We start from the raw sequence: 24,235 nt of genomic DNA, 5'->3' as shown, positions 1-24,235 counted from the left end.
GTGTGAAAATATGTTTAAATTTAATGATGAAAAAGGGCAATTAAAATGTTCTTTCTGTGGTAAAACACAAACGCAAGTTCGAAAGTTAGTGGCAGGTCCAGGTGTTTACATTTGTGACGAGTGTATCGAACTTTGTACTGAAATTGTACAAGAGGAGCTTGCGAAGGACGAAGAAGTAGAATTCAAAGATGTACCGAAACCGGTAGAAATTCGTGAAATCTTAGATGAGTATGTCATCGGGCAAGATAGCGCGAAAAAAGCACTAGCGGTAGCGGTATATAACCATTACAAACGCATTAATTCTAACAGCAAAATTGATGATGTAGAATTAGCGAAGAGTAATATCGCACTTATCGGGCCAACAGGTAGTGGTAAAACATTACTTGCACAAACGTTAGCGCGTATTCTAAATGTTCCATTTGCAATCGCGGACGCAACATCTTTAACAGAAGCTGGATATGTTGGTGAAGATGTAGAAAATATCTTACTAAAATTAATTCAAGCAGCTGATTATGATGTAGAGAAAGCGGAAAAAGGAATCATTTATATTGATGAGATTGATAAAGTGGCACGTAAGTCCGAAAATCCATCAATTACACGTGATGTATCTGGTGAAGGTGTGCAACAGGCACTTCTGAAAATTTTAGAAGGTACTGTAGCAAGCGTTCCACCTCAAGGTGGTCGTAAGCATCCGCACCAAGAGTTTATTCAAATTGATACAACGAACATCTTATTCATTTGTGGTGGAGCGTTTGATGGCATTGAGCCGATTATTAAACGTCGCCTTGGTGAAAAAGTAATTGGATTTGGTTCTGAGAAGAAAAATGCTGATGTAAATGAGAAGCATGTTTTATCTCACGTATTACCAGAGGATCTTTTAAGATTTGGTTTAATTCCAGAGTTTATCGGTCGTCTTCCAGTTATTGCGAACCTAGAGCCACTTGATGAAGATGCTCTTGTTGATATTTTAACGAAACCGAAAAATGCACTTGTTAAGCAATTCCAAAAACTATTGGAGCTTGACGATGTTGAGTTAGAGTTTGAAGAAGGTGCACTAATCGAAATTGCGAAAAAAGCAATTGAACGTAAAACGGGTGCTCGTGGACTTCGTTCTATTATTGAAGGCTTAATGCTTGATGTAATGTTCGAACTTCCATCTCGTAAAGATATCGAGAAGTGTATTCTTACAAAAGAAACAGTAGCTGATAATGAGCCGCCAAAACTGGTGTTACAAGACGGTACTGTACTTGATACAAAAACATCTGCATAATGCGAAAGGGAAACAGCAATTTTTATAATTGCTGTTTTTCTTTATGTTTAGCTACGTTCCTCCGCGGAAATACTAAGAGATAAAATATTGCGGGAGGAAATAAATAATGAGCTGGACAAATATATTTTTAGTTGTTCAACTTGTTTTTGGTGTAATTGTCGGATTGTATTTCTGGCATTTACTTCGAAATCAACGAACACAAAAAGTTTCAATTGATCGAGAATCGAAAAAAGAATTAGAACAACTTCGTAAAATGCGTGAGATTTCTTTAACAGAGCCGCTAGCAGAAAAGGTGCGTCCTACAACCTTTTTAGATATTGTAGGGCAAGAGGACGGGATTAAGTCGTTAAAAGCGGCTCTTTGTGGTCCGAATCCGCAACATGTAATCATATATGGCCCACCAGGTGTTGGGAAAACAGCGGCAGCACGTCTTGTATTAGAAGAAGCGAAACGAAATCCTAAATCTCCATTTCGTACGAATGCAACATTTATTGAACTTGATGCGACAACAGCTCGGTTTGATGAACGTGGTATCGCAGACCCTTTAATTGGTTCGGTGCATGATCCGATTTATCAAGGTGCTGGGGCGATGGGGCAAGCAGGTATTCCGCAACCGAAAAAAGGTGCTGTAACAGATGCACATGGTGGTATTTTGTTTATTGATGAGATTGGCGAGCTCCATCCGATTCAAATGAACAAAATGTTAAAGGTGTTAGAAGATCGAAAAGTATTTTTAGAAAGTGCGTACTATAGTGAAGAAAATACAATGATCCCAACATATATACATGATATTTTCCAAAAAGGCTTACCGGCAGATTTTCGCTTAGTTGGAGCAACGACACGTTCGCCAGAGGAAATTCCTCCTGCTATTCGGTCACGTTGCTTAGAAGTATTTTTCCGTGAATTAGATACGGAAGAAATTCAAAAAGTAGCGAAAAATGCCGCGGAAAAAGTGGAAATGCAAATAGGTGAAAATGGTATTGAAATGATTGGGATGTATGCAAGGAATGGACGAGAAGCGATTAATCTCGTGCAAATCTCTGCGGGTATGGCGATAAATGAAGAACGTTCTTTCATTAAGGATGAAGATATAGAGTGGGTTGTTCACTCAAGTCAGCTTACACCGAAATATGAAAAGCGCATTTATCCGATTCCAAGGATTGGTCTTGTAAATGGTCTTGCTGTATACGGACCAAATACAGGTGCGTTATTAGAAATTGAAGTAACAGCAATTCCGGCGAAAGATAAAGGATCGGTAAATGTTACCGGAATTGTGGAAGAAGAAAGTATTGGTAGTCAAACGAAATCTATTCGTCGTAAAAGTATGGCGAAAGGCTCTGTTGATAATGTATTAACAGTACTTCGTTCTTTAGATGTGTTGCCAGAAGGATATGATATACATATTAATTTTCCAGGTGGTATCCCAATTGATGGACCTTCTGCGGGAATCGCTATGGCAACAGGTGTATATTCTGCGGTGCACCGCACGTATGTAAATAATGAAGTAGCGATGACAGGGGAAATAAGTATACACGGAGAAGTAAAACCTATTGGTGGCGTGTACGCAAAAATAAAAGCTGCGAAAAAAGCGGGAGCTAAGAAAGTCATTATTCCTGCTGAAAATATGCAACCATTTTTGTATACGATCAAGGGAATTGAAATTATTCCTGTTCGTAAGTTAAAAGAAGTATTTGAGTTAACGTTTATGCAAGAAAATATGCATAGAGAGCTAGATGTACATACTCACGTAGACGAAACAGATGCACAATCTATGTAAAAATAAACAATAATAAAATTTGCCAGACTTCGTTTAAGTTTGTATGCTTAATCGGAGTCTTTTTCTTTTCGTGAGGTAGAAAAACAAGCTATTTACAATTGCGCGGAATCTCAGCAATTGCATCTAGGTGTATTGTAATATAAAATAGTTGAACAGGAGTTTAATTTATTATGGAGGTGCTATGTCTAGTATGAATACGAACGAAAGAATCGTGCCCCTCCTACCATTAAGAGGCGTTCTCGTATATCCAACGATGGTTTTGCATCTTGATGTAGGACGTGATAAATCGATACAAGCACTAGAGCAGGCGGCAATGGATGAAAATATCATCTTTTTAGCAATGCAAAAAGAAATGAATATCGATGATCCGAAAGAAGATGACATATATAGTGTAGGTACAGTGGCGAAAGTGAAGCAAATGTTAAAATTGCCGAACGGTACGCTTCGTGTCCTTGTGGAAGGTTTACATAGAGCAGAAGTAATAGAGTTTATCGAAGAAGAAAATGTAGTACAAGTGTCTATTAAAACGGTAACTGAAGAAGTAGAAGATGATTTAGAAGAGAAAGCTTTTATGCGTACGTTACTGGAGTATTTCGAACAATATATTAAAGTTTCGAAAAAAGTTTCAAATGAAACTTTTGCAACGGTAGCTGATGTGGAAGAACCAGGGAGATTAGCTGATTTAATTGCTTCTCACTTGCCGATTAAAACGAAGCAGAAACAAGAGATTTTAGAGATTGTATCTGTAAAAGAACGATTACAAACACTTATTTCAATTATTCAAGATGAACAAGAGTTACTTAGTCTAGAAAAGAAAATTGGGCAAAAAGTGAAACGTTCCATGGAGCGCACGCAAAAAGAATATTTCTTACGTGAGCAAATGAAGGCGATTCAAACTGAACTTGGCGACAAAGAAGGCAAGGGCGGAGAAGTAGAAGAACTTCGTGAGAAAATTGAACAGTCAGGAATGCCGGAAGAAACAATGAAGGCTGCCCTGAAAGAATTAGATCGTTATGAAAAGTTACCAGCAAGTTCTGCGGAGAGTGGTGTTATTCGCAATTATATTGATTGGTTATTAGCGCTTCCGTGGACAGAGGCAACAGAAGATATAATTGACCTTGCTCATTCGGAAGAGATTTTAAATAACGATCATTACGGTCTTGAAAAAGTGAAAGAGCGTGTACTTGAATATTTAGCTGTACAGAAGTTAACGAATTCATTAAAAGGACCTATCCTTTGTTTAGTAGGCCCTCCTGGGGTCGGCAAAACTTCGTTAGCGCGTTCAATTGCAACATCATTGAATCGTAACTTCGTCCGTGTATCTCTTGGTGGTGTGCGTGATGAATCTGAAATTCGTGGTCACCGTCGTACATATGTTGGAGCAATGCCAGGACGCATTATTCAAGGTATGAAAAAGGCGAAAACAGTTAATCCAGTCTTCTTATTAGATGAGATTGATAAAATGTCTAACGATTTTCGTGGAGATCCATCAGCGGCATTACTTGAAGTATTAGATCCAGAACAAAACCATAACTTCAGTGATCATTACATTGAAGAACCATATGATCTATCAAAAGTTATGTTTGTAGCAACTGCTAATACACTTTCAAGTATTCCAGGTCCATTACTTGACCGTATGGAAATCATTTCGATTGCTGGCTATACAGAACTTGAAAAAGTACACATTGCTCGTGAGCATTTGTTGCCGAAACAATTAAAAGAACATGGCTTACGAAAAGGTAATTTACAAGTGCGTGATGAAGCGCTGCTTGAGATTATTCGTTATTATACACGTGAGGCTGGTGTTCGTACGCTAGAGCGCCAAATTGCAAAAGTTTGCCGTAAAGTAGCGAAGATTATCGTTACAGCAGAACGTAAACGTATCGTTGTGACAGAGAAAAAGATTGTTGATTTACTTGGTAAACACATATTCCGTTATGGGCAAGCTGAAAAAACAGACCAAGTTGGTATGGCAACAGGTCTAGCTTACACAGCAGCAGGCGGCGATACACTTGCCATTGAAGTTTCTGTAGCGCCAGGAAAAGGGAAACTAATTTTAACAGGGAAACTTGGGGATGTTATGAAAGAATCAGCACAAGCTGCGTTTAGTTATATACGTTCTCGTGCAGAAGAGCTTCAAATCGATCCGAATTTCCATGAGAAAAATGATATTCATATTCACGTTCCAGAAGGAGCAGTTCCAAAAGACGGACCGTCAGCAGGTATTACGATGGCAACGGCACTTATTTCTGCGCTAACAGGTATTCCTGTAAGTAAAGAAGTGGGTATGACAGGTGAAATTACACTTCGTGGTCGTGTATTACCAATTGGTGGTTTAAAAGAAAAAACATTAAGTGCTCACCGCGCAGGCTTAACAAAAATTATTTTGCCAGCAGAAAACGAGAAAGATTTAGATGATATTCCAGAGAGCGTAAAAGAAAACCTTACGTTTGTGCTTGCATCTCATTTAGATGAAGTATTGGAGCACGCATTAGTAGGAGTGAAACAATGAAAGTAACAAAAGCAGATATTGTAATTAGTGCTGTTAAACCAGAACAATATCCAGACAGTGATTTACCAGAAATTGCATTAGCAGGTCGTTCAAATGTGGGGAAGTCTTCCTTTATAAATAAAATTTTAAATCGTAAAAAGTTAGTGCGTATTTCTTCTAAACCAGGAAAAACGCAAACGCTGAACTTTTTCTTAATCAATGAGATGATGCACTTTGTTGACGTTCCAGGTTATGGATATGCGAAAGTATCTAAATCCGAGCGCGCTGCATGGGGGAAAATGATTGAAACGTACTTTACAACGCGTGAGCAATTAGACGCAGCTGTATTAGTAGTTGATTTACGTCACCAACCAACAAGTGATGACGTGATGATGTATGATTTCCTAAAGCATTATGAAATCCCAACAATTATTATTGCGACGAAAGCCGATAAAATTCCAAAAGGGAAATGGCAAAAGCATTTAAAAGTTGTAAAAGAAACGCTTGCTGTTGAAATTGGCGATGAAATTGTTCTATTCTCTTCTGAAACAGGACTTGGAAAAGAAGAAGCGTGGAAAGCAATTCATAAATTTACAAAAACAAAAAACGCGTGACGAATGTCGCGCGTTTTTGTTTTGCTAAATTTTTTAGCGTACGTTTAATGTAACTTCAATATTTCCTCGTGTTGCTTTCGAGTAAGGACATACACCGTGAGCCGCTTCTACAAGTTCTTGTGCTTCGTTATGTGAAACGCCAGCCACATGTACATCAAGTACAGCAGATAGGCCGAAACCACCATCTGTATCTTTTCCGATAGAAACGTGAGCAGTTACTTCTGTACTTTCTACTTTCACACGTTTTGTACGAATGACAAGTTGTAATGCACTATCGAAACAAGCTGCATAACCAGCTGCAAATAGTTGTTCTGGATTTGTTGCTTCTCCGCCTGCACCACCTAGTGCTTTCGGCATTTTTACATCAAGATTTAATATGCCATCATCTGAAACTACTTTCCCATTTCTTCCACCTGTTGCTGTTACTGAAGCAGTATATATTTTATCCATATTTATTCCCCTTTTCCATCATTAATTGTTTTCATTGTGTCAATTAGTTTATTTAGCTGAATTAATAAAGAGCGATATTCTTGCTCTGTAATTCCTAAGTTTGTAGCCATCGTTGTCGGTAATGAACAAGCCTTTTCCTTTAAATCTTTGCCTTGTTCTGTTAATTCAATACAAACTTTTCGCTCGTCTTCTTTGGAACGAACACGTTTTACAAGTTTTAATGATTCCATGCGTTTTAACATAGGTGTTAACGTACCAGAATCTAAAAATAGACGTTCTCCAATTTCTTTTACTGTTAGTCCATCTTGCTCCCATAGTACGAGTAAAGTAATGTACTGGGGATACGTAATACCCATTTCTTCTAAATAAGGTCGATAAAAACGAGTAACCTCTCTAGAGCAGGCGTAAATAGAAAAACAAAGTTGGTTATCTAGATGCAAAGAGTCCTCTGTCATAAATAACTCCCTTCTAATTAAGTTGTTCACAATTTAATTTCGTAAAACCAATATAACGAAAAAGAAATACAATGTCAAATACATTGTATTGAGAAAGTCTTTGTTGCATTTTGGAACAATCATACATATTTTCCTTCATGATGAAAGAAGATAGGGAAGATGATGTTATAATTTATATGGAATAGTTTCCATCACTTGATTATGAGGGCTTTTTTTGGTAACGTACAAATAGAGTTATTAATTTATAATCATTATAAAGTAGAAGTTTTTTTATTAGTGTTACTGAATCTCCTTTATTACATACGGAGAATAATTAAAAAATAATCAGTTGTTCACACGATTGTCAGATTCATAAGAGGAAAGTTGTATTATGATAGTAGATAAAGTGATAAAACGGGTGAAGGGGGACATGCTGCGTGCATATTCTTGTTGTTAGTGTAAATTATCGAACAGCCCCTGTAGAATTTCGTGAGAAACTCACATTTCAGGCAGCAGAACTAGAGCGAGCGATGACTACATTACAAAATCAAAAGAGCGTGTTAGAGAATGTCATTGTATCAACTTGTAATCGCACTGAGATTTATGCTGTTGTCGATCAATTACACACGGGACGGTATTATATTAAGAAGTTTTTAGCTGATTGGTTTCAGCTTGAAATAGAAGAAGTCGCGCCATATTTAACTATTTTTGAACAAGATGGTGCAATAGATCATTTATTCCGCGTAACGTGCGGTTTAGATTCTATGGTAGTCGGAGAAACGCAGATTTTAGGTCAAATAAAAGATAGCTTTTTAGAAGCGCAACAAGTTAAAGCAACAGGCACAATTTTTAATGAATTGTTTAAGCAAGTCATTACATTAGCAAAACGTGCCCACTCAGAAACAACAATCGGGGAAAGTGCGATGTCTGTTAGTTATGCTGCTGTTGAGCTTGGAAAGAAAATATTTGGCGAGTTAACAGATTGTCATGTGCTTATTCTTGGTGCTGGTAAAATGGGCGAACTTGCACTGCAAAACTTATATGGAAGTGGTGCTCGTAAAGTAACAGTTATGAATAGGACGCTTTCGAAAGCAGAAGTAATGGCTGAGAAATATATGGGACATGCAAAATCGTTAAGCGAATTACAATGTGCATTATTAGAAGCAGATATTTTAATTAGTTCAACTGGTGCATCTGAGTATGTCATTACGAAAGAGATGATGACAAAGGTGGAGAAAATGCGCTGTGGTCGCCCTTTGTTTATGGTTGACATTGCAGTGCCACGTGATATTGATCCAGCGATTGATGAGCTAGAAGGTTCTTTCTTGTATGATATTGATGATTTACAAGGAGTAGTGGAGGCAAACCGTGCTGAGCGTTTGAAAGAAGCAGAGAAAATTCAATTTATGATTGAAGAGGAAATTGTTCTATTTAAAACGTGGTTAAGTACACTTGGTGTTGTTCCATTAATATCAGCTCTTCGTGATAAGGCACTTGCAATCCAAAGTGAAACGATGGTAAGCCTAGAGCGAAAAATACCAAACCTTAGTGATCGCGAGAAAAAAGTTATTAGTAAGCATACGAAAAGTATTATTAATCAATTATTAAAAGACCCAATTTTAGTAGCGAAAGAAATAGCTGCTGAAGAGGGAGCGAGCGAAAAATTAGCGTTATTTGCGAAGATTTTCGATTTAGAAACGGAAGACGTAGAGAATTGTGCGGAAGAAGTAGAACATAAAAAAGTGTGGACACCATCCGTTCCATCTTTATAATTTGGAAGGATGATCGGATGAGTTTTTTAAATAACAGTATTATTTATCATATTGCAATTATTTTATATGCTTGTAGCATTAGTTTATATTTTATAGATTATTTCCAAAGTAACCGAAAGGCGAACCGATTTGCTTTTTGGTTACTTTCGATTGTATGGGTCCTGCAGTCTATTTTTATGTTACTTAGGGCTACAGATTCAGAAACGAATCCTATTTTAACTTTATTATCAGGGATATATTTTTATGTTTGGTTATTGATTACGATGTCGTTAGTCATTAATCGATTTATGAGAATTGACTTTTTAGTCTTTTTTACAAATGTTGTTGCATTTGGCGTAAGCGCTTTTTCTATTTTTACACCGCTCGGAAAGATGTCGCCAGTACTTGCGGAACAATTAGTTTCAGAACTTGTATACGTGCATGTCGGTATGGCAATTATTTCTTACGCAACGTTTACTGTATCGTTCATTTTTTCTATTATGTACTTATTACAATATCGCCTATTAAAAAAGAAAAAATGGAATGCGAGATTAAGAAGATTAGGGAATTTACCGAAGCTAGAATCTATGTCTTACGGATTAAATTTATTTTCTGTTCCATTTTTCTTACTAGCAATTTTATTGGGATGTATATGGGGATATACAAAATTGGACAATTTCCATTGGTATGATACGAAAGTAATCGGATCTTTTGTCGTTCTATTTGTGTATTGCACAGGTTTATATTTACGAGCGGCAGATGTGTTGCAAGGTAAGAAAATTGTACAGTGGAATATCGGATCGTTTCTCGTAATGCTAGTAAACATTTTTCTATTAAGCAGTTTATCCAATTTCCACTTTTGGTATTTATAATGAGGAGAGAGAATTATGCGCAAAATTATTGTAGGATCACGAAAGAGTAAACTAGCATTAACGCAAACAAACTGGTTTATTGATCAGTTAAAAGCCCTAGGTCTACCATATGAATTTGAAGTGAAAGAAATTGTCACAAAAGGTGATGTTATTTTAGATGTTACTCTTTCAAAAGTAGGCGGCAAAGGCTTGTTTGTAAAAGAGATTGAACACGCGCTACTTACGAAAGAAATCGATATGGCTGTACATAGTATGAAAGATATGCCAGCCGTACTTCCAGAAGGTTTAATGATTGGCTGTACACCAAAGCGTGTTGACCCTCGTGATGCTTTTATCTCAAAAAATGGAGCATCGTTTAAAGAGTTAGCGGAAGGTGCTATTTTAGGTACGAGTAGTTTAAGACGTAGTGCACAGCTACTCGCTGCGAGACCAGATTTACAAGTGAAGTGGATTCGCGGGAATATCGATACACGTTTACGTAAATTAAAAGAAGAAGATTACGATGCGATTATTTTAGCGACAGCTGGATTACAAAGAATGGGCTGGGATGATGAAGTTATTACAGAACATTTAGATGAAACGTTATGTGTACCTGCTGTAGGACAAGGTGCATTAGCGATTGAGTGTCGTGAGGATGATAAGGATTTATTGCAGTTGTTAGCGCATATTAATGATGCGATAACAGAAAGAACAGTGGCGGCGGAGCGAGTATTTCTTCATAAACTTGAAGGTGGATGCCAAGTTCCAATCGCTGGATATGCAACCCTTACAGAAAACGATGCAATCGAATTAACAGCTCTTGTCGGCTCTATGGATGGCTCTGTTTTATTAAAAGAGACAGTAGTGGGTACTGATCCTGAGGAAGTAGGATTAGAGGCCGCGGACCGTTTAATTAAGCAAGGCGCCAAAGAACTCATTCTTGCTGCAAATAAGGAGCAACAATAAATATGAACGTTCTCGCTGGAAAAACGGTATTGATTACACGTGCCCAGCATCAAGCGAAACAAATGAGTGTAGCAGTGAAAGAAAAGAGCGGAATTCCATTGGAAATTCCGCTTTTGCGTATGGAAGGTATGTCTCATAGGCAAATTCAACATATTGAAGAGCAGCTACATTCATACGACTGGGTTATTTTTACGAGCAGAAATGGTGTAGCTTTTTTTCTAGATAGTTTAAAAAAGAAACTACCACTAACCATTAAAATCGCTGCGGTAGGTGTGAAAACAAAATTAGAGTTAGAAAAAAGGGGCTATCAAGTTCATTTTGTTCCGACTTCATTTGTTGCAGAAGCATTTGCAGAAGAGTTTCTAAAAGAATTAAGTGGAAATGAACGTATTTTATTTCCGAAAGGGAATTTAGCAAGAGAGGTAATTCCGGTTGCACTTCGGGAAATTGGTGTTTCTCTAGATGAGCTAACCGTATACGGTACGAAAGTGAATATAGAAAAAAAGCAAGAGCTTATAGCGGCATTGAAGTTAGGGAAAGTAGACATTATTACATTTACGAGCCCTTCAACTGTTACTAGTTTTGTTCGTTTACTTGAGGGTACAAACTGGAGAGAATGGACAAAAAAATGTACAATTGCTTGTATAGGACCTATTACGGAAAAAGAGGCAAGTCTTTATTTTCCGTCTGTTATTGTGCCGAAAGAGTACACTGTAGAAGCATTACTACAATATGTTTGTGAATCTATAAAATGAAAGAATGGGGATAGAAATCTATGAACTCTTTACAATTTAATCGTCATCGTCGTTTAAGACAAAGCGGGGGCATGCGTGCGCTTGTGCGTGAAACGTTTTTACATACGGAAGATTTTATTTACCCTATTTTTGTATTAGAAGGTGAAAATGTTCGTAATGAAGTTCCTTCTATGCCAGGCGTATATCAAATGTCTTTAGATTTATTGCAAGCTGAAATGCAAGAAGTTGTTGATTTAGGTATTCGTTCTGTTATTGTATTTGGTTTACCTGCTGAAAAGGATGAAGTTGGATCATCAGCATATTGTGATCATGGAATTGTACAACGTGCTATTCAGCAAATTAAAGGTGATTTCCCTGAGCTAGTAGTAGTTGCAGACACATGTTTATGTCAATTTACAAGCCATGGTCATTGCGGTGTAATTGAAGATGGTATTATTTTAAATGACGAGTCTCTTGCAGTTCTTGCGAAAACAGCTGTAAGTCAAGCGAAAGCAGGAGCGGACATTATTGCGCCATCAAACATGATGGACGGCTTTGTAACAGCAATTCGCCATGCATTAGACGAAAATGGTTTTGGACACGTGCCAGTTATGTCGTACGCTGTGAAATATTCATCAGCATTTTATGGACCATTCCGTGATGCTGCGCACGGTGCACCGCAATTTGGTGACCGTAAAACATATCAAATGGATCCGGCAAACCGTATGGAAGCATTCCGTGAAGCAGAATCAGATGTAATGGAAGGTGCAGATTTCTTAATCGTAAAACCAGCTCTTTCTTACTTAGATATCGTTCGTGATGTGAAAAACAACTTTAATTTACCAGTTGTCGCTTATAATGTAAGTGGTGAATATTCGATGATTAAAGCGGCAGCGCAAAATGGTTGGATTAATGAAAAAGAAGTTGTTCTTGAAAAATTAATTAGTATGAAACGTGCAGGAGCAGATTTAATTATTACGTATCATGCAAAAGATGCAGCAAGATGGTTACAAGAAGGAGGCGCTAAATAATGAAAAAGTTTGATAAGTCAATTGCAGCGTTTGAAGAGGCGCAAGACTTAATGCCTGGTGGCGTAAATAGCCCGGTTCGTGCCTTTAAGTCTGTTGGGATGAATCCGTTGTTTATGGAGCGTGGAAAAGGCTCTAAAGTATATGATATCGATGGGAATGAATACATCGACTACGTATTATCATGGGGTCCTTTAATTCATGGTCATGCAAATGATCGTGTTGTAGAAGCGTTAAAATCTGTTGCTGAAAGAGGTACAAGCTTCGGTGCACCAACAGAAATTGAAAATAAATTAGCAAAACTTGTTATTGAGCGCGTGCCATCAATTGAGATTGTGCGTATGGTTAACTCTGGAACGGAAGCAACAATGAGTGCACTACGTTTAGCTCGTGGTTATACAGGTCGTAATAAAATCTTGAAATTTATCGGTTGTTACCACGGTCATGGTGATTCGTTATTAATTAAAGCTGGTTCTGGTGTGGCGACTTTAGGTTTACCAGATAGTCCTGGTGTACCAGAAGGTGTAGCGAAAAATACGATTACAGTAGCTTATAACGATTTAGAAAGCGTAAAATACGCGTTTGAACAATTCGGTGATGATATTGCTTGTGTAATTGTAGAACCAGTAGCAGGAAATATGGGGGTTGTTCCTCCGCAGCCTGGATTTTTAGAAGGTCTTCGTGAAGTAACAGAACAAAACGGTGCATTGCTTATTTTTGATGAAGTAATGACAGGGTTCCGAGTAGCTTATAATTGTGGCCAAGGTTATTATGGCGTAACGCCTGATTTAACATGCTTAGGTAAAGTAATCGGTGGTGGTTTACCAGTAGGAGCATACGGTGGTAAAGCGGAAATTATGCGCCAAGTTGCGCCAAGCGGACCAATTTACCAAGCTGGTACTTTATCAGGTAACCCACTTGCAATGGCGGCAGGTTATGAAACGTTAGTACAGTTAACGCCAGAATCATATGTAGAATTTGAGCGTAAAGCTGAAATGTTAGAAGCTGGATTACGTAAAGCAGCTGAAAAACATGGCATTCCGCACCATATTAACCGTGCAGGCTCTATGATTGGTATTTTCTTTACAGATGAACCCGTTATTAATTACGATGCAGCAAAATCTTCAAACTTAGAATTCTTTGCGGCTTACTATCGTGAAATGGTAGAACAAGGTGTATTCTTACCACCATCTCAATTCGAAGGTTTATTCTTATCGACAGCACATAGTGATGCAGATATTGAAGCGACGATTGCAGCAGCTGAAATTGCAATGTCAAAATTAAAAGCGTAATGTATTAGAGAAAATCGCTCTCCATAAGGGGAGCGATTTTTTTTATTCATAAAGTAAGCTTTCCGCACATAAATCTGTAATGACATATAGTTTGGGAGGGGGAAAAGAAGTGGCTGCAGATCATTCATTACGATTTTCATTAAAAGAATCTGTGTGGTTCCAAAAAGGACAGGAAGTCGAAGAACTTTTGTCAATTTCGTTAGATCCAGACGTTGAGATAGAAGAGCTTGATCATGAAGTAATCGTGAGAGGACAATTAGATTTAACGGGAGAGTATGTTGCACGAAAAGATGATTCGGCGTATTCATTAAGAGAACTATCGCCAGCAAAGTCAATTGATTATGTAGAAACAAGAGAAGATGGGGTTAATGAACTTGTTCATTCCTTTCCACTTGAAATATCAATTCCGAGAAATCGAGTGAAAGTAATTGAAGAGCTATATGTATCAATCGAGGAATTTGATTATGAATTAAAGGAAAATGGTTGCTTACAATTATTAGCGGATATATCTATTACCGGTTTGTGTGATGAAGAGAGAGGCGAGGATGAAGTTGAAGAGGAAGAAACGGTGTATGCTGAGTTAGAAGAAGATTCAGCGCAAGAGGATGAAAATAGACCGGCGCCGCATGTAGAAGAACCGGCATATAAGGAATCAGATGAGTGGGAAGATTACGCATTTGAACCGTTCCAATTAGAGGAAAGAAAAGAGCAGGAATTAGAAGAAGAGAAAATAGAAGAACATGAATTTGTGGAACGTGAAGAGGAGCAAGAAACAACGCCGCAATTTGAACTGTTCGGACGAAAAGATTTCAAGAAAGAAAAAGCGAAAAAGCAGGAAGAACAAGAAGAAGAGTACTCACAGCGAGATGAAAATGCGCTTTATTTAACAAAACTATTTACGAAAGAACCGGAAGAAGAATTTACAAAGTTAAGAATGTATTTCGTGCAAGAAGGAGATACAATTGAATCTATTGCAGACCGTTATGAAACGTCTGTACAAAATTTATACCGTGTTAATCAAACAGAAGATATATTTTTAAATACGGGGCAAATTATTTATATTCCCGTTTCAAGGGTAAAGACGAAATAAGGAAGTGAGTGTTTTCACTCACTTCCTTTCTTAGAGGCTATGTTTTGAATAGAAAGGGTTATTCGTATGGATATTGAGTTGCGAAATCACTATGAACCTATCGTGAGGCAATATAGATTGGATACGCAGCATATGGAAGAGCACGGAAATGTAATGAAAATTTATACGAATCAAGGTCCATATGCACTCAAGAAAATAGAAGGCAGAAAGTTAGAGCGGAATAACTTTCTGCATCATATTCAATATTTGAAGGAGAAAGGTTTTTCAAATTATGTACCTATATATCATGCGACGGATGGAAGTTATATTTTAAGTGACGGGACGTATAATTATTATTTAATGCCTTGGTTAGAACGTGCAGAAGGAAACGGTGAGGACAATGATCAATACCATAAAATGTTTCAGACACTTGGAACGTTGCATCAAAAAACTGTGAAGGAAGAAACGTATACGGAAGAAGATTTAGAAAAACATTATACAAGTATATCCGATCGTTGGGAAAATGATGGTGAGATGTTAGAAGAGTTTCTCGTAGAATCTGAATCAAAATGGTATATGTCCCCGTTTGAATTGCAATATTGTACGTACTATCATCATGTAATGAGAGCGCGTGAATTTGCAACGAAGCAATTAAATGAGTGGAACGATGCGATGAAAGAAAAAGAGAAAACGCGTATTACTTTTGTGCATGGTAATGTGTCACTTAATCATTTTTTATTTGACTATGAGCGGAATGGCTATTTTATTAGTTTAGAAAAATCGAAGTTTGCAACGCCTGTGCAAGATATAGTAGGTTTTTATTCACGGTCTTTAAACACATATCCAATCGCAAGAAGTGATCGGTTTGAATGGTTTCAAATGTATCAAAAAAATTTCCCTTTTACGAAAGAAGAGCAACTACTTATGTTTGCGTATATGACGTATCCATCGCAATTTATTCGGCAAATCCAGTCCTATAAGAAAAGAAGAGATAATCGCAACGAGGAAAATGAACTGCGCGGAGTAAAGAGTTTGCAACAATCGCATTGGCTCGTTAGCAATATAGAATATTTCCTGTCACAATTACAAGCTGCCCAGCAAGGGAACGGATAAAGTAAAGGCATTCCCCGCTGATGATTAGCCTTCACCAATTGGGCGTTTACGGGCACCAGGGCTCCCATCTAACTTCTTTGCTTCAGCTGAGTTTTAAGGTGGAGGTCTTACTGCCCGCAAATAGCGGGGGAAAGAAGATAAGTAGAGGATTCTACTTATCTTCTTTTTTTGGCACGAAAAGCTGTAGTTTTAAATTTGTCTTGACGAATAAGGTTTCGTTTTTTACACTATTGTATATAATAATTAACAATCATATAAATGCCTTGAAGGGGAAGAGTATAACATGAAACGTCTTCAGAGAGGAGAATCATTAGCTGGGAGATTCTCTAGATAGTTATGTTAGAAGGTAGCCCTGGAGCATCTTTTCTGAACGGAATAGTTCTTATTAGGAAAAGACGGATTTGTCCGTTATCAAATTAAGAGTATAAGCAAATTATGAATTTGTTTGTAAATAAAGGTGGTACCGCGATGTCCCTCGTCCTTTTTGGATGAGGGACATTTTTTATTTTAAGGAGGGAAAATAATGTCAAACACGGAAAAGAATTTACCAACTAAATATGATCATATGTCCGTTGAAGAAGGCCTTTATCAATGGTGGCTTGAAGGCAAATATTTTGAAGCAACAGGAGACGAGAAGAAACAACCATATACAATTGTAATTCCACCTCCGAACGTAACTGGTAAGTTACACTTAGGTCATGCTTGGGATACAACTCTTCAAGATATTTTAACTCGTACGAAGCGTATGCAAGGATACGATGTGCTATGGCTTCCAGGAATGGACCATGCTGGTATTGCAACACAAGCAAAAGTAGAAGGAAAACTTCGTGAAGAAGGTATTTCACGTTACGATCTTGGCCGTGAAAAATTCCTTGAAAAAGCTTGGGAGTGGAAAGAAGAATACGCTTCTCACATTCGTCAACAATGGGGAAAAGTTGGTTTAGGACTAGACTATTCTCGTGAACGCTTCACATTAGACAAAGGTTTATCAGATGCGGTTAATAAAGTATTCGTTCAATTATACGAAAAAGGCTTAATTTACCGTGGTGAATATATCATCAACTGGGATCCAGCAACACGCACAGCTCTTTCTGATATTGAAGTAATTCATAAAGAAGTTCAAGGTGCATTCTACCATATGAACTATCCGTTAACAGATGGTTCTGGTCACATTCGTCTTGCGACAACTCGTCCAGAAACGATGCTGGGTGATACAGCAGTAGCAGTTCATCCCGAAGACGATCGTTACAAACATTTAATCGGAAAAACAGTTACACTTCCAATCGTAGGCCGTGAGATTCCGATTATTGCTGATGAGTACGTAGAAAAAGATTTCGGAACGGGCGTTGTAAAAATTACACCAGCTCATGACCCGAATGACTTTGAAGTAGGTAACCGTCATGACTTACCACGCATTTTAGTAATGAACGAAGATGGAACAATGAACGAAAAAGCTGGTAAGTATAACGGTATGGATCGTTTCGAATGCCGTAAAGAATTAGTGAAAGACTTACAAGAAGCTGGCGTATTAGTAGAAATCGAGCCACATATGCATTCAGTAGGTCATAGTGAGCGTAGCGGTGCAGTTGTTGAGCCTTATTTATCAACACAATGGTTCGTAAAAATGGCTCCACTTGCTGAAAAAGCAGTAGCGCTTCAACAAAAAGAAGAAGAAAAAGTAACGTTCGTACCAGAGCGTTTTGAAAACACATATTTACGCTGGATGGAAAATATTCATGACTGGTGTATTTCTCGTCAATTATGGTGGGGACACCGTATTCCAGCTTGGTACCATAAAGAAACTGGTGAAGTATACGTAGGTACAGAAGCACCAGCAGATATTGAAAGCTGGAATCAAGATAATGACGTACTTGATACATGGTTCAGTTCAGCGTTATGGCCATTTTCAACACTTGGTTGGCCAAATGAAGATTCAGCAGACTTCAAACGTTACTATTCAACAGATGCACTAGTAACGGGTTATGATATCATCTTCTTCTGGGTATCTCGTATGATTTTCCAAGGTTTAGAGTTTACAGGAGAGCGTCCATTTAAAGATGTATTAATTCACGGTTTAGTTCGTGATGAGCAAGGTCGTAAAATGAGTAAATCTCTTGGTAACGGTATTGATCCAATGGATGTTATCGAGAAGTACGGTGCAGATGCAATGCGTTTCTTCTTATCAACAGGAAGTGCACCAGGTCAAGATTTACGTTTCAGCATGGAAAAAGTAGAATCTACTTGGAACTTCATTAATAAAATTTGGAACGCATCACGTTTCGTATTAATGAACATGGATGATATGAAGTATGAAGAAATCGATTTAACTGGTGAAAAATCAGTAGCAGATAAGTGGATCTTAACTCGCTTAAACGAAACAATCGAAAGCGTAACACGTAACATGGATAAATATGAGTTCGGTGAAGCTGGTCGTTCATTATACAACTTCATTTGGGACGATTTCTGTGATTGGTATATTGAAATGGCGAAACTTCCACTATACGGTGAAGATGAAGCAGCTAAGAAAACAACTCGTTCTATTTTAGCTTACGTATTAGATCAAACAATGCGTCTATTACACCCATTCATGCCATTCGTAACAGAGAAAATTTGGCAACATTTACCGCATGAAGGCGAGTCTATTACAGTAGCTGCGTGGCCAACAGTTCGCGAAGATTTACAAGATACGGAAGCTGCGGCAGAAATGCACCTTCTAGTTGATATCATTCGCTCTGTTCGTAACATCCGTGCAGAAGTAAATACGCCAATGAGCAAAAAAGTTCAAATGCAAATTAAAGCAAAAGATGAGGCTGTACTTGCTCAACTTACGAAAAACAGCTCTTACATTGAGCGTTTCTGTAACCCAAGCGAATTAACAATTCAAACGGACTTACAAGCGCCAGAAAAAGCAATGACTGCAATCGTATCAGGTGCAGAGTTATTCTTACCGTTAGCTGATCTTATCAATCTTGATGAAGAGAGAGCTCGTCTTGAGAAAGAACTTGAGAAGTTCGATAAAGAAGTAGAACGTGTACAGAAGAAACTTTCTAACCAAGGTTTCGTAGCGAAAGCTCCTGCAGCGGTTATTGAAGGAGAGCGTGCGAAAGAGCAAGATTACCTAGAAAAACGCGAAGCAGTTCGTCAACGTCTAGCAGATCTTGAAAAGTAAAAATGTTTTTAGAGACTCACTATATTGGTGAGTCTCTTTTCTTTGCGTATAATAGAACTATGAAAGTTGTCTTTTGAAAGGGGAAAAACATACGTGATACATACATACGAAGAAGCGATAGGGTGGATCCATAGCCGATTGAAATTTGGAATTAAGCCAGGATTAGAAAGAATGAGATGGATGTTAGAAGAACTTGGAAATCCAGAGCGTCATATAAAATGTGTTCATCTTGCTGGTACAAATGGAAAAGGTTCAACGTTAACATATATGCGTTACATGTTAGAAGGCGCGAAATATAAGGTAGGAACGTTTACCTCTCCTTACATCGAATCATTTAATGAACGCATTAGTGTGAATGGAACACCAATTGCAGACGAAGAGATTACTGAACTTGTAAAGATGGTAAAACCAGTCGTGGAAAAACTAGATGAAACGGATTTAGGGGAAGCGACAGAGTTTGAAATTATTACTGTTATGGCGATTTGCTATTTCGGAAAATTCAATTTCTGTGATGTTGTTTTATTTGAAACAGGGCTTGGTGGACGTTTTGATTCTACCAATGTTATACACCCTGTTCTCACGATTATTACAAATATAGGTCACGATCATATGCATATTTTAGGAAATACACTAGGGGAAATTGCATATGAAAAGGCGGGGATTATTAAGTCTGGCGTGCCCGTAATTACTGGTGTACAAGATGAAGAAGCTTTGCAAGTCATTCAAAATGTTGCAAAGGAAAACCATGCAAACTTATACGAACTTGGCAAGCATTTTACAGCGTTACATAAACAGTCTAACGAAGATGGGGAACAGTTTGATTTTACTTGTCCTTTTTCCGCATTTGAAGATTTGCAAATCTCAATGAAAGGCATTCATCAAGTAGGAAATGCAGCGCTAGCACTTATGGCAGTAATGTATGTGAAAACATATTTATCATTTTTAATTGAGGAAGATGAGATAAGAACGGGATTACGGGAAGCATATTGGATTGGGCGCTTTGAAAAGCTGCAAAGTAACCCGGATATTATTATAGATGGTGCTCATAATCCAGAAGGTATCGAAAGCCTTGTGAAAACAGTAGAAGCACATTACAAAGATAAAAATGTAATAGTGTTATTTACTGCCCTTGGTGATAAACAATTACATAACATGGTAGGCCAATTAGAAACCATTGCAGATGAAATTATTTTTACAACATTCGCCTTTGATCGTGCTATTTCTGCTGACAAGCTTGCATCATATTCACAGAAAGAATCAAAATTAGTTTTTGAAAATTGGAAAGAGGCAATTGATACAAAAGTTGAAAGGATAGCAGAAAATGATGTTTTTATCATAACAGGTTCTCTTTATTTCATTTCTGAAGTACGAAAATATATTCGTGAGAAAAACTAGATAGTCTTTGCTATCTAGTTTTTTTGTTCTACAAATGAAGTCAAATGCATACATATAAGATAAATATATAGGGTTATTTGGCGAATTCCTCTGACAAATATCTCGTTTTTTTATGAAATGAATATGATATGATGCGGACAACGATAAGAGGTGAGGTGTGAGTGTATGGACAAGCAATCACGAACGATCTCAGTGAAAGTGAATGGAACAGAAGCGAAGTATGAGGAAAAAAAGAAAGATGAATTTGAATGGATGGTAGTAGAAAGTGAACGACTGAAAAATGTTGTTCCGTTTCAAAAAGCGAAATCAATGTCTGTGGAAAAATACCGAAAGAAGTGGAGTAATACATTAATTGTAATCGTTGCAACTGCAATCATTATCGGTACGGCGTTTGGAATGGGGATGCTTCATTTACTTACTGGACAAGGAACGACAGGAGGAAGTGAAGTGACAGCTTCAAGGCCGACTGGAAATGGAGAATCAAAGGTGGGTGGAACGGCAGAACAAACACTAGCACCGAAAGAAGAAAAACAAAAAGCACAGGCAGGAACGTCATTGGATCCGATGAAATTATTTTTTGTTCAAGGGGGGCTTTATTCTTCTGAAGAAAAGGGACAGGCAGCTCTTGAAGAATGGAAAGGCAATGGGGGCATTGGTGCTTTGAGACCGAGCGGTGATAAGTATGCAATAGTTGTTGGTATTGCTAGCGATGAACAGTCTATAAATCAATTAATGACTAAGTATAAAAATGATGGTGTCTCCGTTTTAAAAAAGAACTGGGATATAACAGATAAAGCATTGCTGAAAGATGATAAAGAAGTAGGAACATTTTTAACAAAAGTGCAGCCATTATACACTCATTTAGCAAAATATGCTTCTAGCTTACAAGTTGGTGGAAAAAGCAGCCCAAAAGATATAGAAGCAATTGAAAAAGAATGGAAAAAGGTTGAAAAAGAAGGGGAAAGTATGAAACGAGAAGAAGCAAAGAAACTGTATATGTATACGTCGGTAGCTGTACAAACAGTAAAAGATGGGAAGGTGGATAAGGAATCTTTGGCGAAATTAAATCAAGTTATTATTGATGGTTTACTCTCGTATGAAAAAATTGTTTCGTAGAAAGTGAAATGATAGGATAATAAAATGAGTAAGAAAGAAGTACATGTACTTCTTTCTTTTCTTTTGAATTTAGAGCAAAGTGCTTTCTCTATGACGGGAATATAATCGTATGCAATAAAGAAGTTTTATTTTAGTTAGAGAAATTAATATTTCTTTCATTTGTGGGCAAACTATTCCTTTGATACGATTAATATAAATTGTTCTGCTTCATGTGAGAAAGGAAGGAGAAAATATGAGAAAAATAATTTTAGCTTCAGGATCACCTCGGAGGAAGGAATTACTTGAGTTAGCTAGTGTGCCATTTGAAATCGTTGTAAGTGAAGTAGAGGAAACAATTGGTGCATATTCATCGCCTTCTGATATTGTAATGTCGCTTGCCTTGCAAAAAGCATCAGCGGTGGCAGAAAATAATAGTGATTACATTGTGTTAGGTGCAGATACAATTGTTACATATGAGTCGCGTATTCTTGGTAAGCCTTCTAATGAGGATGAGGCGAAAGAGATGTTACAATTACTATCAGGGAAAACACATGAAGTGTATACAGGTGTTGCGATTATAGCAAAAGAAAAAACGGTTACTTTTTATGAGCGTACAGAAGTTACATTTTGGGAGTTAACAGAAGAGGAAATTGATACATACGTCGCGTCGAAAGAACCTCTTGATAAAGCCGGTAGTTATGGGATTCAAGGTAAAGGATCTATTTTCGTTCAAAATATTCAAGGGGACTACTATAGTGTAGTTGGCTTACCAATTGCACGTCTCGTTCGGGAATTAAAACAATTTGATATTGATGTAACCCATGCGTAAAATTGCATGGGGTTTTCTTTGAGAGAACAAATAAAGGGGTGGAGAGATGAACGGTATTCGTGATGTTGTAAGAGAAGAACAGCCACGGGAGCGTTTATTGTTAGAAGGTGCTGGAAGTTTATCAAATCGAGAGCTTCTCGCAGTGTTACTCAGAACAGGTTCTAAAGAAGAAACAGTTTTAAAGTTGTCAGATAAAATTTTACACCAATTTGATGGCTTACGTATGTTGAAAGATGCAACATTAGAAGAGCTAATTAGTATACATGGTATTGGGATTTCAAAGGCATCGCAACTTATGGCAGCCTTTGAACTAGGCAGAAGAATGGTACGTTTAGAATATCAAAATAGATATAGTATTCGAAGTCCAGAAGATTGTGCGAAATACATGATGGAAGAAATGCGTTTTTTACAACAAGAGCATTTTGTTTGTTTATATTTAAATACAAAAAATCAAGTTATACATAGGCAAACGATCTTTATTGGAAGTTTAAACACGTCAATTGTACACCCGAGGGAAGTTTTTAAAGAAGCCTTCCGTCGTGCAGCAGCCTCTATCATATGTCTTCATAACCATCCCTCAGGAGATCCCACGCCGAGCCGTGAAGATATTGAAGTAACCAAACGCTTAGTAGAATGCGGCCAGATTATCGGAATTGAAGTGCTTGATCATATTATAATAGGTGACCATAAATTCGTGAGTTTAAAGGAAAAAGGTCATATTTAAGACTATGCTTTTTACTTATTTTGTTTTATAATGTGATTTATGAGTTTTTTGTAGAAATTTATCTACAAAAAGGATAAAGATATAAAAAACGTACTGTTTTTATAATATAAATTAAGAAAAAATGAGTCCGTGAAAACAAGAAAGGAAGATAAATAATATGTTTGGATTTGGTGGATTTACTCGCGATCTTGGAATAGACTTAGGAACTGCGAACACGCTTGTATATGTAAAAGGAAAAGGTGTAGTTTTACGTGAACCTTCAGTAGTGGCGTTACAAACTGATACGAAACAAATCGTTGCTGTAGGTAGCGACGCAAAACAAATGATTGGTCGTACACCAGGGAACGTTGTGGCACTTCGCCCGATGAAAGACGGTGTAATTGCTGATTACGAAACAACTGCAACAATGATGAAATATTACATTCAACAAGCTCAAAAATCAAACGGTTTCTTCTCACGTAAGCCGTATGTAATGGTATGTGTACCATCTGGTATTACAGCTGTAGAAAGACGTGCAGTAATCGATGCGACTCGTCAAGCGGGTGCTCGTGATGCTTATCCTATCGAAGAGCCATTTGCAGCAGCAATTGGTGCAAACTTACCTGTTTGGGAACCAACTGGTAGTATGGTTGTTGATATCGGTGGTGGTACAACAGAAGTTGCAATTATTTCTCTAGGTGGTATTGTAACAAGCCAGTCAGTCCGTGTTGCTGGTGATGATATGGACGATTCAATCATTCAGTACATTAAGAAAAGCTATAACTTAATGATCGGTGAAAGAACAGCTGAAGCATTAAAATTAGAAATTGGTTCTGCAGGCGAGCCAGAAGGTATCGAGCCTATGGAAATTCGCGGTCGTGATTTAGTAAGTGGTTTACCAAAAACAGTACTAATTCAGCCAGAAGAAATTGCAGATGCATTAAAAGATACAGTAGATGCGATTGTAGAATCAGTTAAAAATACGTTAGAAAAAACTCCACCTGAATTAGCGGCTGATATTATGGACCGCGGTATCGTATTAACAGGTGGCGGGGCATTACTACGTAATTTAGATAAAGTAATTAGTGAAGAAACGAAAATGCCAGTTCTTGTTGCAGAAGATCCATTAGATTGCGTAGCAATTGGAACAGGTAAAGCATTAGACAATATCGATCTTTTCAAAACTGCTGCTCGATAATATTGC

Annotated in this window: 20 protein-coding genes and 1 other annotated feature; of the genes, 18 read left to right on the top strand and 2 right to left on the bottom strand. The window is 37.6% G+C overall.

Annotation, left to right across the window (positions count from 1 at the left end):
• Window positions 1–10: 10 nt before the first annotated feature.
• The 4 genes from clpX (at window position 11) to ysxC (ending at window position 6,152) form a co-directional block, all read left to right on the top strand.
• On the top strand, window positions 11–1,270 hold the full coding sequence (gene clpX / locus MKY21_RS22495) for an ATP-dependent protease ATP-binding subunit ClpX (protein ID WP_000472289.1): 1,260 nt from the start codon (window positions 11–13) through the stop codon (window positions 1,268–1,270).
• A gap of 106 nt (window positions 1,271–1,376) precedes the next feature.
• On the top strand, window positions 1,377–3,047 hold the full coding sequence (gene lonB, locus MKY21_RS22490; RefSeq protein WP_000119179.1) for an ATP-dependent protease LonB: 1,671 nt from the start codon (window positions 1,377–1,379) through the stop codon (window positions 3,045–3,047).
• 181 nt (window positions 3,048–3,228) lie between these two features.
• A complete protein-coding gene (lon, locus tag MKY21_RS22485; RefSeq protein WP_044796517.1) occupies window positions 3,229–5,559 on the top strand; it encodes an endopeptidase La in 2,331 nt (776 codons plus the stop codon).
• Window positions 5,556–6,152, top strand: a complete 597-nt coding sequence (gene ysxC, locus MKY21_RS22480) for a ribosome biogenesis GTP-binding protein YsxC (protein WP_000869116.1) — start codon at window positions 5,556–5,558, stop codon at window positions 6,150–6,152. The genes lon and ysxC overlap by 4 nt, the downstream gene beginning before the upstream one ends.
• A 33-nt stretch (window positions 6,153–6,185) precedes the next feature.
• Here the strand turns inward: ysxC and MKY21_RS22475 are convergent, their stop codons facing one another.
• On the bottom strand, window positions 6,186–6,602 hold the full coding sequence (locus MKY21_RS22475; RefSeq protein WP_341077403.1) for an organic hydroperoxide resistance protein: 417 nt from the start codon (window positions 6,600–6,602) through the stop codon (window positions 6,186–6,188).
• 2 nt (window positions 6,603–6,604) lie between these two features.
• Window positions 6,605–7,057, bottom strand: coding sequence for a MarR family winged helix-turn-helix transcriptional regulator (locus MKY21_RS22470; RefSeq protein ID WP_000133916.1), 453 nt, complete (start codon window positions 7,055–7,057; stop codon window positions 6,605–6,607).
• A gap of 416 nt (window positions 7,058–7,473) precedes the next feature.
• Between MKY21_RS22470 and hemA the strand changes: the two genes are divergently transcribed.
• The 14 genes from hemA (at window position 7,474) to mreB (ending at window position 24,229) form a co-directional block, all read left to right on the top strand.
• Window positions 7,474–8,808 (top strand): glutamyl-tRNA reductase, encoded by a 1,335-nt coding sequence (hemA, locus tag MKY21_RS22465; RefSeq protein WP_000547864.1) that lies wholly within the window; start codon window positions 7,474–7,476, stop codon window positions 8,806–8,808.
• A 17-nt stretch (window positions 8,809–8,825) separates the two neighbouring features.
• Window positions 8,826–9,659 (top strand): cytochrome c biogenesis protein, encoded by an 834-nt coding sequence (locus MKY21_RS22460; protein ID WP_000008999.1) that lies wholly within the window; start codon window positions 8,826–8,828, stop codon window positions 9,657–9,659.
• Between the two features lie 15 nt (window positions 9,660–9,674).
• Window positions 9,675–10,604, top strand: coding sequence for a hydroxymethylbilane synthase (hemC, locus tag MKY21_RS22455; RefSeq protein WP_001226399.1), 930 nt, complete (start codon window positions 9,675–9,677; stop codon window positions 10,602–10,604).
• Window positions 10,605–10,606: 2 nt separating this feature from the next.
• A complete protein-coding gene (gene hemD, locus MKY21_RS22450; RefSeq protein WP_044796518.1) occupies window positions 10,607–11,359 on the top strand; it encodes a uroporphyrinogen-III synthase in 753 nt (250 codons plus the stop codon).
• A gap of 20 nt (window positions 11,360–11,379) precedes the next feature.
• Window positions 11,380–12,369 carry a porphobilinogen synthase gene (gene hemB, locus MKY21_RS22445; protein WP_001087065.1) on the top strand — a complete coding sequence of 330 codons (990 nt, stop codon included), beginning with the start codon at window positions 11,380–11,382 and terminating at the stop codon, window positions 12,367–12,369.
• On the top strand, window positions 12,369–13,658 hold the full coding sequence (gene hemL, locus MKY21_RS22440; RefSeq protein ID WP_000712943.1) for a glutamate-1-semialdehyde 2,1-aminomutase: 1,290 nt from the start codon (window positions 12,369–12,371) through the stop codon (window positions 13,656–13,658). Before hemB ends, hemL begins: the two co-directional genes overlap by 1 nt.
• Window positions 13,659–13,737: 79 nt before the next feature.
• Window positions 13,738–14,748, top strand: a complete 1,011-nt coding sequence (gene spoVID / locus MKY21_RS22435) for a stage VI sporulation protein D (RefSeq protein ID WP_128267123.1) — start codon at window positions 13,738–13,740, stop codon at window positions 14,746–14,748.
• Between the two features lie 66 nt (window positions 14,749–14,814).
• Window positions 14,815–15,840, top strand: coding sequence for a spore coat protein YsxE (ysxE, locus tag MKY21_RS22430; protein ID WP_000350658.1), 1,026 nt, complete (start codon window positions 14,815–14,817; stop codon window positions 15,838–15,840).
• A 254-nt stretch (window positions 15,841–16,094) separates the two neighbouring features.
• Window positions 16,095–16,326, top strand: a binding site (T-box leader).
• Window positions 16,327–16,363: 37 nt separating this feature from the next.
• Window positions 16,364–19,009 (top strand): valine--tRNA ligase, encoded by a 2,646-nt coding sequence (locus MKY21_RS22425; protein ID WP_267377596.1) that lies wholly within the window; start codon window positions 16,364–16,366, stop codon window positions 19,007–19,009.
• A 93-nt stretch (window positions 19,010–19,102) separates the two neighbouring features.
• Window positions 19,103–20,404, top strand: coding sequence for a bifunctional folylpolyglutamate synthase/dihydrofolate synthase (locus tag MKY21_RS22420; RefSeq protein ID WP_000582066.1), 1,302 nt, complete (start codon window positions 19,103–19,105; stop codon window positions 20,402–20,404).
• A gap of 165 nt (window positions 20,405–20,569) precedes the next feature.
• Complete coding sequence (locus MKY21_RS22415; RefSeq protein WP_341077394.1) at window positions 20,570–21,520, top strand: stage II sporulation protein B; 951 nt, start codon at window positions 20,570–20,572, stop codon at window positions 21,518–21,520.
• Window positions 21,521–21,752: 232 nt separating this feature from the next.
• Window positions 21,753–22,328, top strand: a complete 576-nt coding sequence (locus MKY21_RS22410; RefSeq protein ID WP_001226294.1) for a Maf family protein — start codon at window positions 21,753–21,755, stop codon at window positions 22,326–22,328.
• 46 nt (window positions 22,329–22,374) lie between these two features.
• Complete coding sequence (radC, locus tag MKY21_RS22405) at window positions 22,375–23,052, top strand: DNA repair protein RadC (protein ID WP_001013391.1); 678 nt, start codon at window positions 22,375–22,377, stop codon at window positions 23,050–23,052.
• A 157-nt stretch (window positions 23,053–23,209) separates the two neighbouring features.
• Window positions 23,210–24,229, top strand: coding sequence for a cell shape-determining protein MreB (mreB, locus tag MKY21_RS22400; RefSeq protein WP_000466736.1), 1,020 nt, complete (start codon window positions 23,210–23,212; stop codon window positions 24,227–24,229).
• The last annotated feature ends 6 nt before the right edge of the window (window positions 24,230–24,235 follow it).

It is taken from the genome of Bacillus sp. FSL R9-9497, assembly GCF_038005805.1.
GTDB lineage: Bacteria > Bacillota > Bacilli > Bacillales > Bacillaceae_G > Bacillus_A > Bacillus_A cereus.
The sequence above is the reverse complement of the archived record's forward strand: the minus strand, read 5'-3'. Positions and strand labels throughout refer to the sequence as shown.

Excerpts from the sequence above, each read along its gene's own strand:
- hemB (WP_001087065.1), top strand. The coding sequence starts at position 11,380 with ATGAACTCTTTACAATTTAATCGTCATCGTCGTTTAAGACAAAGCGGG.
- MKY21_RS22410 (WP_001226294.1), top strand. The coding sequence starts at position 21,753 with ATGAGAAAAATAATTTTAGCTTCAGGATCACCTCGGAGGAAGGAATTA.
- lonB (WP_000119179.1), top strand. The coding sequence starts at position 1,377 with ATGAGCTGGACAAATATATTTTTAGTTGTTCAACTTGTTTTTGGTGTA.
- clpX (WP_000472289.1), top strand. The coding sequence starts at position 11 with ATGTTTAAATTTAATGATGAAAAAGGGCAATTAAAATGTTCTTTCTGT.
- radC (WP_001013391.1), top strand. The coding sequence starts at position 22,375 with ATGAACGGTATTCGTGATGTTGTAAGAGAAGAACAGCCACGGGAGCGT.
- MKY21_RS22475 (WP_341077403.1), bottom strand. The coding sequence starts at position 6,602 with ATGGATAAAATATATACTGCTTCAGTAACAGCAACAGGTGGAAGAAAT.
- hemC (WP_001226399.1), top strand. The coding sequence starts at position 9,675 with ATGCGCAAAATTATTGTAGGATCACGAAAGAGTAAACTAGCATTAACG.
- spoVID (WP_128267123.1), top strand. The coding sequence starts at position 13,738 with ATGACATATAGTTTGGGAGGGGGAAAAGAAGTGGCTGCAGATCATTCA.
- ysxC (WP_000869116.1), top strand. The coding sequence starts at position 5,556 with ATGAAAGTAACAAAAGCAGATATTGTAATTAGTGCTGTTAAACCAGAA.
- MKY21_RS22425 (WP_267377596.1), top strand. The coding sequence starts at position 16,364 with ATGTCAAACACGGAAAAGAATTTACCAACTAAATATGATCATATGTCC.
- hemL (WP_000712943.1), top strand. The coding sequence starts at position 12,369 with ATGAAAAAGTTTGATAAGTCAATTGCAGCGTTTGAAGAGGCGCAAGAC.
- MKY21_RS22470 (WP_000133916.1), bottom strand. The coding sequence starts at position 7,057 with ATGACAGAGGACTCTTTGCATCTAGATAACCAACTTTGTTTTTCTATT.
- MKY21_RS22460 (WP_000008999.1), top strand. The coding sequence starts at position 8,826 with ATGAGTTTTTTAAATAACAGTATTATTTATCATATTGCAATTATTTTA.
- ysxE (WP_000350658.1), top strand. The coding sequence starts at position 14,815 with ATGGATATTGAGTTGCGAAATCACTATGAACCTATCGTGAGGCAATAT.
- mreB (WP_000466736.1), top strand. The coding sequence starts at position 23,210 with ATGTTTGGATTTGGTGGATTTACTCGCGATCTTGGAATAGACTTAGGA.
- lon (WP_044796517.1), top strand. The coding sequence starts at position 3,229 with ATGTCTAGTATGAATACGAACGAAAGAATCGTGCCCCTCCTACCATTA.
- MKY21_RS22415 (WP_341077394.1), top strand. The coding sequence starts at position 20,570 with ATGGACAAGCAATCACGAACGATCTCAGTGAAAGTGAATGGAACAGAA.
- hemD (WP_044796518.1), top strand. The coding sequence starts at position 10,607 with ATGAACGTTCTCGCTGGAAAAACGGTATTGATTACACGTGCCCAGCAT.